The following is a 12,633-nucleotide window of genomic DNA, read 5'->3' as shown; positions in this document are numbered from 1 at the left end:
TCAGGTTCTGTGCCGGCTGCCTCACCTGCACGTACACAGGTGAGGCTGCCGGCATGGGCGCGCCCCGAAAGGCGACCCGTGGACTTCGACTTCTCCCCCGACCAGACCGCGTTCAGCGAGACGGTCGAGCGGTTTCTCGACGCCAATCCCGACCCTGAAGTGTTCGATGTCACCCGGGAGAACATGGCCCAGGTCGTCGACACCCCCGCACGCCGCGCCTACATGCGCAAGATGGCCGACCAAGGCTGGCTCGGCATCACCTGGCCCGAGGAGTGGGGCGGCCAGGACGGCGACGGGGTCTACGAATACCTGCTGAACGAAGCCCTCGCCGGGCGCGGTGGACCGCAGATCGGCAAGGGCGTCGGCATCATCGGCAAGACCCTGCTCGCGCACGGCAGCGACAAGCTCAAGGCCGAGTTCCTGCCCAAGATCCTGAACAACGAGGTCGAGTTCGCGGTCGGCTACAGCGAGCCCGAGGCCGGCTCCGACGCCGCCTCGATGAAGCTGCGCGCGGTCCGCGACGGCGAGGGCTGGCGGCTCAACGGCCAGAAGACCTGGACCACTTCCGCGCACTTCGCCGAGTGGTACTGGGTCGGCGCGCGCACCGACCCCGACGCGCCCAAGCACCACGGCATCACGCTGTTCCTGGTGCCGATGGACCACCCGGGCATCACCGTCCGGGCGATCTGGACGATGGGCGACGAGCGCACCAACGACGTCTTCTTCGACGACGTCTGGGTCTCCGACGAGTACGTGGTCGGCGAGCTGAACAAGGGCTTCCAGTACATCTCCCAGGCGCTCGACCTCGAACGCTTCACGATGTTCTCGTTCGCTCCGATCCAGCAGCGGCTGAACGTGCTGACCGAGTACGTCAAGGAGGCCACGCGCGACGACGAGCCGCTGCGCGAGGACCCGATCGTGCGCAAGCAGTTGGCCACACTCGTCACCGAGGCCGCCGTGGCGCGCCTGCTCGGGCTGCGCGTGGTGGCCGCCGCGGCCGGTGGCGGAAAACCGCCCACGGTCGAGGCGTCGGGCTACAAGCTCTACGCCACCGAGCTGTCCAAGCGGCTCGCGAACGCGTCGATGGACATCGCCTCGCCGGGCACCCAGCTGCGGGTGGGAACCGAGGACGCGCCGATGACCGGTCGCGCCGACTCGACCTACCGCTACACCGTGCTGGACACCATCGGCGGCGGCACCTCCGAGGTGCAGAAGAACATCATCGCCCGGCGCGGTCTCGGCCTTCCCAAGAACTTCTGACGGGGCCACGTCATGTCCGGAGAGTTCCTGCAAGGCGTCACCGTATTGGACCTGGCGAGCGTGGGCCCCGCCGCCCGCGCCTCGCGCTGGCTGGCGGACTACGGCGCCGACGTGATCAAGGTCGGCCCGGTCCCGGCCCGGAGCGGCGTGCAGATCGCGCCGCCCTACTACTCGTACAGCGCGCACCGGCGGATGCGGCGCGTGCTGCTCGACATGAAGGCGCCCGAGGGCCGCGAGGCGTTCCTGACCCTGGTCGAGGGCGCCGACGTGGTGATCGAGAGCTTCCGCCCGGGTGTGGTGGACCGCCTGGGCATCGGCCCGGACGCGGCCTCGGCGCGCAACCCCTCGATCGTCTACTGCTCCACGTCCGGCTTCGGTCAGGACGGCCCGTACGCCCAGCAGGCCGGGCACGACCTGAACTACCTGGGCGTGGGCGGCTTCCTGCACGTGTCCGGCCCCGGCGCGGACGGCGGACCGCCGATCCCGGGCGCGACCGTCGCGGACAGCGCGGGCGGCGGGATGCACGCGGTGATCGCGATCATGGGCGCGCTGTTCCGCCGGCAGCGCACCGGCGACGGCGCGCGCCTGGACGTCTCGGTGGCCGACGGGATGCTCGCGCTGATGGCGCTGGGCGTGGACGAGTACCTGGCCACCGGCGTCGAACCGGAGCCCCGGCACGGCATTTTGACGGGCCGTTACGCGTGCTACGACACCTACCGCGCGCGGGACGGCAAGTGGCTGGCGGTGGCCGCGATCGAGGGCCGCTTCTGGGCCAACCTGTGCCGGTTGACCGGGCTGGACAAGTGGGCGTCGCGCCAGCTCGACGACGACGCGCAGGACGCGATCCGGGCCGACCTTTCGACGGTGTTCGCCGGCCGCGACCGGGACGACTGGGTGGCCGAGCTGGCCCCCGCCGACACCTGCGTGTCGGCCGTGTCGTCCGTACCGGAACTGCTGGCCGACCCGCAGTATCTGGCCCGCGGCGCGTTCACCACCGCAACCCACCCCGCCCAGGGCGAGTTCCGCCAGGTGGGCCCGGTGCTGGCCGGTCAGCAGGCGCCGACCGAACCGTACCCGGTCCGCGAATCCGGGATCACCGACACCGACGAGCTGCTCACCTCCGCCGGGTACACCCCCGACCGGGTGGCCGAGCTTCGTGCTTCAGGAGTGGTCGCATGACGGCACAGGACACCACGCTGCCCGAGGACGTGGCGGCGCTGATCGGCAAGGTCCAGTACGAGAAGCGGGGTGACTTCCCCGCCGAGCGCGGCTACATCTGGACCTCGTGCGCGTCGGTGCAAAACGGCAATCCGCTGTTCTGGGACGACGCGGTCGCGGCGGAACTGACGGGCGGTCACATAGCCCCGCTCAGCCTGCTGTCCGCGTGGGCCCGCCCGCACTACTGGGCGCCCGGCGCGGAGGGTGAGCAACTGTCCCTCCAGGTGCACTTCGACCTCAAGATCCGCTTCGAACTGCCCGAGGCGATCATGACCGACAACACCAACGTGTTCTACGAACCGGTGCGCCTGGGCGACATCGTGACGTCGCGTCAGGTACTCCGGTCGGTCAGCCCGGAAAAGCGCACCAAGCTCGGGATCGGCCGCTTCTGGGTGATCGACGTCGAGTACCACAACCAGGACGGCGCCCTGCTCGGCACCGAGTCCTACACCGGCTACGGCTACCGGCGGGAGGCCACCGCATGAGCGACCTGACCCTGGACCGGTTGGCCAAGGGCGACGCACTGCCGACCTTCGGCGTGGACGTCACCGCGACCACGGTCATCCTGGGCGCGTTGGCCAGCCGCGACTGGCGGCCGATGCACCACGATCACAAATTCGCGGTCGAGCGCCAAGGTGTGCAGGACATCTTCCTGAACACCCCGAACCAGGCCGCCTGGTTCGAGCGCTACCTCAACGACTGGACCGGCCCGAAGGGCCGGATCGGCCGGATGGTGTTCCGGATGACCAAGCCGGTCTTCCCCGGCGACCACATGCTGCTCACCGGCACGGTGGACGACGTCTGCGTGGACGAGACCGGCTGCGGCTGGGTCCGGGCCGAGATCTCGCTGACCGTCGACGGCGCGGTCCGCACCACGGCCACCGCGCGAATCGCGTTGCCCACCACCCCCGACGACAACCCGTGGGACCGGCGCGGCGAGCGCTGGAAGCCCTAGAGGAGACGCGCGATGGACCTCGATTTCACCCAGGAACAGGACATCCTCCGGGAGACCGTGCGCGGCCTGACGGCCCGGCACGCCGACCTCACCGTCGTTCGCGAGCTGGAGAACGACCCGGTCGGCTACCCCGAGGACTTCTGGAAGAAGCTCGGCGAGGCCGGCCTGACCGGTCTGACGCTGCCCGAGAAGTGGGGCGGGTCGGAGATGACCACGCTCGACGCGACCGTGGTCTACGAGGAGTTCGGCCGGTCCCTCGCGCCGACTCCGCACTTCGTCAGCTCGGTTCTTGTCGGCGGCGTGCTGGCCGCGGCCGGGTCCGACGAGCAGCGCGAGAAGTACCTGCCGGGCATCGCGGCGGGCACCACGATCGCGAGCGTGGCGTGGCTGGAGCCGGACCGCGGCTTCGGCGGCAAGGGCGTCGCGCTGGCGGCCCGCGCGGACGGCGACGGCTACCTGCTGTCCGGCACGAAGCGGCACGTCGCCTACGCGGCGGCGGCCGACGTCCTGCTCGTGCTCGCCCGCACCGGCACCGCGGGCACCCCGGGCGACCCGAACCAGGGCGTGTCGCTGTTCCTGGTCGACCCGAAGGCGGCCGGGGTCACCACGACCCAGCAGCAGACGATCGCCTCGGACACCCAATACCGAGTCGAACTCGCCGACGTGCGCGGCGAGTTGGTCGGCACGGTCGGGGCCGGCTGGCCGGTCTGGTCGGACGTCCTGCACGACGGCCTGATCCTGCTCGCCGCCCAAGCGGTCGGCGGCGCCAAGCGCGCCCTGGAGATCACCGTCGAATACGCCAAGCACCGCAAGCAGTTCGACAAGCCGCTCGGCGCCTTCCAGGCGATCGCGCACAACCTGGCCGACGCCTCGACCGCCGTCGACGGCGCCGAGACCCTGGTCTGGGAGGCCGCCTGGTCCCGCGACAAGGGCCGCGACACCGCCCGCCTGGCCCCGATGGCCAAGCTCTTCGCCGCCCGCACCTACCGCGAGGTCACGGACCTGGCGGTACACGTCCACGGCGGAATGGGCTTCACTCTGGAATGCGACGTGCAGCTGTACTTCCGCCGCGCCAAGTCCCTGCAACTCAACTGGTGGGACGACCGCTACCTGGAGGATCTCATCGCGGCGGACGTGCTCGACAAGGGCTGAGCGCACCGACGACGACCGGGCCGAGGGCGACCGGGCCGGGGGCGACTCCCGCAGGTGCGGGGGTCGCCCCCGTTCGGTTTTCCAGCCCTGCGTGAACCATCACGCGGGTCTTGTCCGTCGCGCCGCGCGAACGCCCGTGCCGCATACGCCTATCGGACGGTCGGGGGCTTCAGGTCGATCGGCGTGTCGAGCTCGGTGATGTCGGTGGTCAGGTGGGTGATCGGGGTGCGCTGCGTCCAGCGGCGGAGGTATCCGCCGTCGCCCGGTGTGAAATAGGCGATCAGCGTGCCGCTTTGCACGCCGAAACAGCGCACACCGTCGATCTTGACGGGCTCCACGATGGTCAATGCCTCCGGATGGGCGGCCTGTTCGTAGAGCGACTGGGCAAAGGTCGGTATCGCGGCGACTTCCCCACTAGACATGGACGGGTGCTCGGGATCCACGGCGTAGCGCTCCCACGGACCGTAGCCCCTACGGCTGAACAGGTCCGCACCGATCACGATCTCCTCGATCGCGAAGTCGCCCTCCCGGAGGCTGGTGCGATTGCCCTTGCCCGTGACCATCCGCAGGTCCATCACGGTCGGCGAACCGTCGTCGCTCTCGGCGGTCTTGACCATGTGCAGCGACGAGGCCGAGCGCACCCGCTCGATCCCGGTACGCACAATCCGAGTCACGTCGGCGGACGACGCGGTCTGCCCCGCGGCGGGGACGACCTCGGCAGCCACACTCGGAGCCGCCGTGCCCCGAACCGACGGGGCCTTCTCAGCGGCACACCCGGCAACGACCAACGCAACGGCACCCACGACGGGCACCATGAACAGGCGCAACGATTCCTCCATGAAGGCAACGCGCGTCGACTACGCGCGCGTTGAGCCTACGACCTGCGCGTTCTACCGCTTGCGGCACCGGCACACGGGGGTCGCCCCAGCACGCATCACCCGCCGGCCCCGTCCGCCCGCCCGCATCAAGACGCGGGCAGGGTGGTATTGGTGGTCAAGTCGACCCCTCCAGCGAGCCTTCCCGGGGGGCCGGGCCTTCCCGGCGGGCGTTGCGCTTGTGGCTGCGGCTGGCCGGTGCGGGGCTGGTCCGGGTCGGTGGTGGGCCGCCGCCGGCGTGCGGGGCTCCAAGACTGGGGGCTTTTGGCGAGACGGGTGTGTTGGTCGGCGCAAAAGCACCCGACGGCGGCGGGCGGGGAGGCTGGTCGGGTTGGGTTCGCCGGGCGCGCGTTCCCGAGTGGGCCGGGTGTTCTCGGCGCGCGTTGCACCTGTGGTGGCGTGGGCTGGTGCGGGGGCGGTCAGAGTCGTCGAGCAGGCCGCCGCCGGCGTGCGGGGCTCCGAGACTGGCGGCTTTTGGCGAGGCGGGTGTGTTGGTCGGCGAAAAAGCACCCGACGGCGGCGGGCGGGGTGGGGGCTCGGGTCGGGTTCGCCGGGCATGCGTTCCCGAGTGGGCCGGGCGTTTCCGGCGCGCGTTGCGCCTTGGGTTGCAGGTGGCCGGTGCGGGGCTGGTCAGAGTCGGTGATGGGCCGCCGCCGGCGTGCGGGGCTCCGAGACTTCGAGGCCCCGACGAGACGGGCGCGTTGGTCGGCGAAAAGCGGCCGGCAGCGGCGGGGGGGGAGACGGGTCGGGTCGAGTTCGCCGGGCGTGCGTTCCCGGGTGGGCCGGGTTCTTCCGGCGCGCGTCACGCCTTTGGCCGCCGATGGCCGGTGCGGGGCCGGCCAGAGCCGGTGATGGGCCGCCGCCGGCGTGCGGGGCTCTGAGACCCGGGCTCCCGGCGAGGCGGGTGTGTTGCTCGGCGGAAACCGGCTGGCAGCGGCGGACAGGGAGGCTGGTCGGGTCGGGTTCGCCGGGCATGCGTTCCCGAGTGGGTCGGGTGTTCTCGGCGCGCGTTGCACCTGTGGTGGCGTGGGCTGGTGCGGGGGCGGTCAGAGTCGTCGAGCAGGCCGCCGCCGGCGTGCGGGGCTCCGAGACGTGGGGTTCCCGACGAGGCGGGCGTGTTGCTCGGCGGAAAAGCGGCCTGCTGCGGCGGGCAGGGAGGGCGCTTGGGTCGGGTTCGCCGGGCATGCGTTCCCGAGTGGGTCAGGTGCTCCGGGCGCGTTTGGAGGGGAGTTGGGATCCGAAACCGGATCGCGATGGGTGGTTGTGGGCTTCGAGCTTCGGTGACCTGCGGTTTTGCGGGGTCGGGGCGGAAAGTCGGGCGTCGAGTGCCGGTTTCGTGCACTCCGACACCCTCAACGCCGCTGTAGAGACCAAAAGCGCCCAGTCGCCGCCGACTTCGAGCGCCGCGACCACAGGCCGTTGAGAAGACCGAAAGTGCCCAGTGGGCGCCGAAACCGGATCCCGAAGCGTCTCAAACGCCCCTCCCTCGCACTGACCTGCGGTTTTCTCTCACGTCGAGGCCACGGCACCCCACGCCGTCCGGCTTCGTGAACTCCCGCCCTCACAAACCAAGCGCACATCGAAATGTCCCTCCCCGACCCGCTCGGGAAGGCTCGCCGGCGGATTCGACCCGAGGGCTCTCCCCCCGCCGCTGCCAGCCGGTTTCCGCCGAGCAACACACCCGTCTCGTCGGGAGCCCGGGTCTTGGAGCCCCGCACGCCGGCGGCGGCCCATCACCGGCTCTGGCCGGCCCCGCACCGGCCATCGGCGGCCAAAGGCGTGACGCGCGCCGGAAGAACCCGGCCCACCCGGGAACGCACGCCCGGCGAACTCGACCCGGCCCGTCTCCCCCCGCCGCTGCCGGCCGCTTTTCGCCGACCAACGCGCCCGTCTCGTCGGGAGCCCGGGTCTTGGAGCCCCGCACGCCGGCGGCGGCCCATCACCGACTCTGACCGGCCCCGCACCGGCCACCCGCAACCACAAGCGCAACAACCGCCGGAAGCACCCGACCCATCCGGGAACGCATGCCCGGCAAACCCGACCCGAGCGCCCTCCCTGCCCGCCGCTGCCGGCCGCTTTTTCGCCGAGCAACACGCCCGTCTCGCCGGAAGCCGGAGTCTTGGAGCCACGCACGCCGGCGGCGGCCCACCATCGGCCCTGACCCACCCCGCACCAGCCACCCGCAACCACAAGCGCAACGCCCGCCGGAAGAACCCGGCCCACTCGGGAACGCACGGCGAACCCAACCCGAGCACCCACTCCGCCCGCCGCCGCCGGGTGCTTTTATGCCGACCACCACGCTCGTCTCACCGGAAACCCCAGGTCCCGGAGCCCCACACGCCGGCGGCGGCCCACCCCACGTGCCGGACCGGCCCCGTGCCAGCCCCCGGGACCGAAGCGCAACGCCCACCGGGAACACCCCACTCACTCGGAAGGCAGCCGACGCACCCAGCCCAGCCCCTCCGCTACTGGTGCCTTTCCCGTGGCAGCACCCGCATCTGGCCGAGAGCCCAGGCATCTGACCCGGACCGCCGGTGATTTCGCCTCCGGCCCATGCAGTGGCGGAGCGCAGCGGATCCCGGACCCCAGGAGGCGCGCCCGAAGCTCAGCTCCGGGGTGTCGGCGGCTTCGAGTCACACGCGAAGACCGCCGAATCGTCGGCCGCTCCCTCGACACACGCAGACTCCTACTGGCTCCGCGACGACTTTCACCAGAACACGCCACGCAACCGCGCAGTCGGCATTCTGTCCGCCATGCCTACTTGAGATGGTCGAGAAACGCAGCCCACACACTTCCGCTGAAGCCGATCGCAGGCCCTGCGAGGATTTTCGAGTCTCGGATTGCGACAACCGAAGCTGCCGACGCCGCCTCGACGCATGCCCCGTCGTCTTGGCTGTACGTAGACTTGCGCCACCTCAGCGACCACGCTTGGTCAATCACGGGTTCCCCAATACTCGACATAAACATCAATCATCTTGCGTGACTGATCTGCATCCAACCCCGCATGCCGCAGGCGTTGAATCACGCGCCGCGCCCGTGAGACGAAGAGATCGTCCGTGGTAATCGAGCGGGTGACCACGGCGCCCTGCTCCACAAGCGCGGCTCGCGAGGGGCGATCAGGACGACGTCCACCAACGCCTTCGAACAGGGTAAATGTGCTCGCCAAGGCTGCGTCAACGGCAGTGGAGAACGGGATCACGATCACGTCCACCCTCGGCCATCGAGCCACCACCGCAAGATGCTGCATCTGTTGGTGCATCAACTGTGGACTGCCGGCCTGCGTTCGAAGAGCCGCCTCGGTAAAGATCGCATTCAACAACAATGGCGACTCTCCCCGCAGACGCTCCTGGCGCTTGAGACGTACTGCGACCAAGTCTTCGACCCGCTCCGCACTCCCAGCGTACGTACGCTGGGTGATCGCGCGGGCGTAACGCTCGGTTTGCAACAGCCCCGGCAGACCGTTGATCTGGACTTCCGTGACGGACTCGGCCTCGTCTTCGAGCTTGATGTACTCAACGTAGCTGGCGGGCAGCAAATCGACGTACGCATCCGACCAGTGCTCGGTGCGCTCCTGTTCGGCCAGTACGTTCTGCGTCAGCTGTAGCGCTCGGGCTCGCTGCTCGCCCGATGTGCCGTAGCCATCAAGCAGCTTCTCGATCTCCTCGATCGACCCGGGCGGTCGCTGACCATTCTCGATCCGGCTCAGCACCGGCGCCGAGAGGTCGGCGCGGGGTGCGGCGACCCGCAACGACAAGCCGGAGTCGACGCGCAACTCCCTGAGGAGCGACGCGAGATCAAGTTGATCGTCTGTTGCGTAGCCCATCGTCCTCCTTCGATCTCGGGACAGTCTCCTACGTCGTGCAGCGATCCACGACCGATTCACCCGATCGTGTTTCGCGAATAAGTTGACGCGTTTCACGAAACAGACGACAGTATTCATGGTCACTCTAGGCGTTCAACCGACGACCGAGTGGCGATCAAGATCTGTGCCAAGGCAGGGCAAGGGACACATCCCACCCGGGTTCGTTGTTCCGCTGCTTCCGACGCCCACCGCCTGCGCACTCCGGCGTGATCTCGGGAGCCGCCGTGCAACGCAACGCCCTGAAACAGGATTTCCCCCTCGTCGAACCATCCGTAGGAGCCGTGCGCCATCGTGTGCGGAGCTTCTGCGCTGCCATCGGATGCCCGGCACACGCCGTCGACGCGGCTCGGCTCATTGCCAGTGAGTTGGCCACCAATGCGGTTCGGCATGCTCAAGGGCGGGCCTCCCGGGCCGAGTTCACGCTAATAGTGACCCTCGACGGCGGGAAGCTCGACATCGCGGTGTGGGACTACTACCCCTCACCGTGCCCATCCCTCTCGAACCTCGCGGACATCCCGGCGGAGGCCCAGTGCGGCCGGGGGCTGGCCATGGTGTGTGCGGACGCCGCCGGGTTCACCTGGACCCGCACACCCGTCGGCAAGCTCGTCTCCGCCTGGATCCACGTAGGCGAAACAACGACCCGCCGCCCGGATCCGACGCAGGTTCACCTCTTCTGACAACAACCGCCGGCGACCGCGCACCAAGCCGGCCGGCGCCGGCCACTCACGCACAACGCGCCCACGGGATCGGGCTCACTCCCCCGGCGGGAGAAGGGCAGTCCCGGCACGTCCCGGCATGCCATGGCCATGCCAATGCGCCCCAACTCCCACACCACCAAAGGCGATTCCTCATGCAATACCTGCTGAAGCCCCCATGGGTGGAAGCCGACCACGCCCGTGTCCGCAATCCCTACGCCCCCTACCTCGTCGCCGCCGGCGTGACCTTCGACGTCATCGAGGTGAGCGAGACCCTCGGCCGGTCCGCCCTCGACGTCCTGCGTGCCCGCCACATCACCCCGGGCCCGATCATCCTCGACCGGCGATACCGCCGCCTCGGCTTCCTCATCCCACCCGCACCCCCCGACGCCATGCCGCCACGCGAGCGCGGGTGCGGCCCCCGCCATCACGGTCGAGGCTGCTGGATCACCATCCCCCGCCCGAACTCCCAACCCACCGACGCCCTCGTCTGGCTCGTCCCACCCCTCGACCAAGAACAGGCCCCCTGCACGCTGCCCGAAGTCCGCAGCGCGATCCGAGCCGCAGCCCAGAGCCTCGGATTCCGCGCCGACCCGGCAAACCCATCCCCTCCGGAGCCCCCGTCGTGATCATCACCCCCGCCCGACGAGACCCCACACGAACCGTCACGCACATCACCCTCGAACTCACCACCCCATGCCGACCGCCATGCCCCGTCGACCACGCCCTCATGCCGCCGGAGACCTGGTGTCGGATCATCACCGAGGCGGTCGAACTCGGCGCCGACTCGGTGCGATTCGCCGGCGGCGAGCCCACCGCCCACCCCGCGTTCACCGAGGTCCTGTGCCACACGATCCGGGCCCGCCCGGACATCGAGGTCGTCACCGATCTCATCCACGTCACCCGCTGCCACTGGACCCTGTTCACCCACGAACGAGTCCGCCTCGCCACCCGCTGGTACTCCGACGCCCCCGTCCAACGCGAGGCCATCACCCACCGGTCCGGCAGCCACATCCGTACCCGCACCAACATCGTCACCGCGCTCGGCCTGCACATCCCTCTGCGCGTCGACATCGTCGAAACCGTCCCCGACCAGCGCATCGGCGCCGCCCGAGCCGAACTCCTCCTCCTCGGCGTCCCCCCGGACCACATCGCCGTCGACCGCCGGCGATCCGGCATCGGCCGACCCAACCCGCCGCGCCTGGCCGCGACTTATCCGACGATCCTCACCAACGGCGACGTCGCCACCGGCCCGATCCCCCACCGGCTGATCACCGGCAACGTCCTACGCCACCCACTCGGCGAAATCCTCGCCACACCCGCGACATCCATCCCGGAACCCTGACCAACCATCACCGCGCAGACGGAGAGGACAGCGCGATCGATCAACCCCCGACGCGAGCGGTCGCCAGGTCCGCGAGGATGCCGTCAACCGTCCCGTCGGGGGTCAGATCGGAGGTGTCCAACCACAACCCCAGCCGTGGGGTGTCCCGGCGCAGGGCCCCGTCGAGGGCATCCACCGTCCAGGGCCCGCCGTAGCCGGTCTTGTCACGGCCGGCCTCCCGTCCCGTCACCGCTTCCCGGCTCGGGGCAAGGACGACGACGTACAGGGGCCGCGTGGCCACGGCGTCCACGAACGCGGTGAGGTGTTCGCCGAGCACCACGTCTTGGACGACCACGGTCCACCCGGCCCGGGCGTACATGTCCGCGACCGCCGCGGAAGCCCCGTGCCGCAGCCGCAGTTGCTCCGTCGCCTCGGCGGTCGGCCGAGGCGTCACCTCCTCCCGGCCCGACACGATCATCCGCCGGAAGGTGTCGCCGCGCAGATGTACGGACCGCGGCAGCCGCTCGGCCAACAGCTGGGCAACCGTGGACTTCCCGGCCGCCATGACACCCGTGACGAGCACAATCGCCGAATCCAGCTCCCGCACCGCAGACCCCCTCGCAGTGAGCCTTCGTCCGGATCTCCCAAAAGCCCGGCCGAGCCCGACGCCGTACGCAACTCTCGCCGACCCCCCGAGCGTTCGCCGGTTCAGCCGCCCGCAGCGCCCTCGGCGCCCGCCACCGGGCGATTCAACCGCCAAACCACGTCGATCCCGGTCCCCGACGGAGCCACCGGCGGCGTCCCCGGTTCCCGCCGGATCTCGGTGAAGCCCAACCGCCGCGGTATCGCCTCACTCGCGGCGTTGGCCACGTCGTGCGTGATCTCCACGTACTCCAACTCCGGCAGGGTGAAAGTCTCTTCGACGAGCGCAGCGGTCGCCCTCGTGGCAAGACCCTTGCCGGTGGCGGCGGGGTGCAGCCAGTAACCCATACGTCGGCCCTGCGGTTCGGGCGCACGGTAGGTCTGGCACATGCCCACGGGAGTGCCGTCCCGGGTGATCGCGTAGTTGTACACGTCACCGTTCGCCCAGCCCTTCTCGAACCGTTCGAGCAGCTTGCGGGTGTACTCCTCGCTGTGCTGAGCCACCCACGGCTCCCAGGGGCGAAGGTGGTCCACGGATTCATCGATCAACGTGAACGCCGCGGCGAAGTCCTCCTGCGCCCGCCAACGTCGCAGGACGAAGTCTCCACATTCGATGATCTGCCTCGGTTGCGCCATGAACGCCATGATCG

Annotated in this window: 13 protein-coding genes; 8 read left to right on the top strand and 5 right to left on the bottom strand. The window is 69.9% G+C overall.

Annotation, left to right across the window (positions count from 1 at the left end; all coding sequences use genetic code 11):
- Positions 1 to 78 precede the first annotated feature (78 nt).
- Genes ACH4XV_RS26600 through ACH4XV_RS26580 form a run of 5 tightly spaced genes read left to right on the top strand, consistent with a single transcriptional unit; the run spans position 79 to position 4,585 of the window.
- Positions 79 to 1,260: an acyl-CoA dehydrogenase family protein gene (locus ACH4XV_RS26600; RefSeq protein ID WP_380035095.1), complete on the top strand. Its 1,182-nt coding sequence runs from the start codon at positions 79 to 81 to the stop codon at positions 1,258 to 1,260.
- 12 nt (positions 1,261 to 1,272) lie between these two features.
- The gene (locus ACH4XV_RS26595; RefSeq protein ID WP_395793962.1) at positions 1,273 to 2,439 is read left to right on the top strand and encodes a CaiB/BaiF CoA transferase family protein; all 1,167 of its coding nucleotides are present in this window, start codon (positions 1,273 to 1,275) and stop codon (positions 2,437 to 2,439) included.
- On the top strand, positions 2,436 to 2,963 hold the full coding sequence (locus ACH4XV_RS26590) for a MaoC family dehydratase N-terminal domain-containing protein (protein ID WP_126639322.1): 528 nt from the start codon (positions 2,436 to 2,438) through the stop codon (positions 2,961 to 2,963). The genes ACH4XV_RS26595 and ACH4XV_RS26590 overlap by 4 nt, the downstream gene beginning before the upstream one ends.
- Entirely contained in the window at positions 2,960 to 3,433 is a 474-nt protein-coding gene (locus tag ACH4XV_RS26585; RefSeq protein ID WP_395793960.1) for a hypothetical protein, read from the top strand. Before ACH4XV_RS26590 ends, ACH4XV_RS26585 begins: the two co-directional genes overlap by 4 nt.
- A 12-nt stretch (positions 3,434 to 3,445) precedes the next feature.
- The gene (locus ACH4XV_RS26580) at positions 3,446 to 4,585 is read left to right on the top strand and encodes an acyl-CoA dehydrogenase family protein (RefSeq protein WP_395793958.1); all 1,140 of its coding nucleotides are present in this window, start codon (positions 3,446 to 3,448) and stop codon (positions 4,583 to 4,585) included.
- A 149-nt stretch (positions 4,586 to 4,734) separates the two neighbouring features.
- Here ACH4XV_RS26580 and ACH4XV_RS26575 read toward each other — a convergent pair whose 3' ends face one another.
- From ACH4XV_RS26575 to ACH4XV_RS26565, 3 genes are all read right to left on the bottom strand, one after another.
- Positions 4,735 to 5,310 (bottom strand): hypothetical protein, encoded by a 576-nt coding sequence (locus ACH4XV_RS26575; protein WP_395793956.1) that lies wholly within the window; start codon positions 5,308 to 5,310, stop codon positions 4,735 to 4,737.
- A gap of 2,907 nt (positions 5,311 to 8,217) precedes the next feature.
- Positions 8,218 to 8,421, bottom strand: coding sequence for a DUF397 domain-containing protein (locus ACH4XV_RS26570; RefSeq protein ID WP_395793954.1), 204 nt, complete (start codon positions 8,419 to 8,421; stop codon positions 8,218 to 8,220).
- Positions 8,393 to 9,283, bottom strand: coding sequence for a helix-turn-helix domain-containing protein (locus ACH4XV_RS26565; RefSeq protein ID WP_395793952.1), 891 nt, complete (start codon positions 9,281 to 9,283; stop codon positions 8,393 to 8,395). Before ACH4XV_RS26565 ends, ACH4XV_RS26570 begins: the two co-directional genes overlap by 29 nt.
- A gap of 263 nt (positions 9,284 to 9,546) precedes the next feature.
- Between ACH4XV_RS26565 and ACH4XV_RS26560 the strand changes: the two genes are divergently transcribed.
- The 3 genes from ACH4XV_RS26560 (at position 9,547) to ACH4XV_RS26550 (ending at position 11,362) form a co-directional block, all read left to right on the top strand.
- A complete protein-coding gene (locus ACH4XV_RS26560) occupies positions 9,547 to 9,999 on the top strand; it encodes an ATP-binding protein (RefSeq protein WP_395793950.1) in 453 nt (150 codons plus the stop codon).
- 173 nt (positions 10,000 to 10,172) lie between these two features.
- Positions 10,173 to 10,646 (top strand): hypothetical protein, encoded by a 474-nt coding sequence (locus tag ACH4XV_RS26555; RefSeq protein WP_395793948.1) that lies wholly within the window; start codon positions 10,173 to 10,175, stop codon positions 10,644 to 10,646.
- On the top strand, positions 10,643 to 11,362 hold the full coding sequence (locus ACH4XV_RS26550) for a hypothetical protein (protein ID WP_395793946.1): 720 nt from the start codon (positions 10,643 to 10,645) through the stop codon (positions 11,360 to 11,362). Before ACH4XV_RS26555 ends, ACH4XV_RS26550 begins: the two co-directional genes overlap by 4 nt.
- Positions 11,363 to 11,402: 40 nt before the next feature.
- Here the strand turns inward: ACH4XV_RS26550 and ACH4XV_RS26545 are convergent, their stop codons facing one another.
- Both ACH4XV_RS26545 and ACH4XV_RS26540 read right to left on the bottom strand, forming a co-directional pair.
- Positions 11,403 to 11,948: an AAA family ATPase gene (locus ACH4XV_RS26545; RefSeq protein WP_395793944.1), complete on the bottom strand. Its 546-nt coding sequence runs from the start codon at positions 11,946 to 11,948 to the stop codon at positions 11,403 to 11,405.
- A 101-nt stretch (positions 11,949 to 12,049) separates the two neighbouring features.
- Entirely contained in the window at positions 12,050 to 12,619 is a 570-nt protein-coding gene (locus ACH4XV_RS26540) for a GNAT family N-acetyltransferase (protein WP_395793942.1), read from the bottom strand.
- Positions 12,620 to 12,633 lie beyond the last annotated feature (14 nt).

The organism is Embleya sp. NPDC020630 (assembly GCF_044334985.1).
Classification (GTDB): domain Bacteria; phylum Actinomycetota; class Actinomycetes; order Streptomycetales; family Streptomycetaceae; genus Embleya.
The sequence above is the reverse complement of the archived record's forward strand: the minus strand, read 5'-3'. Positions and strand labels throughout refer to the sequence as shown.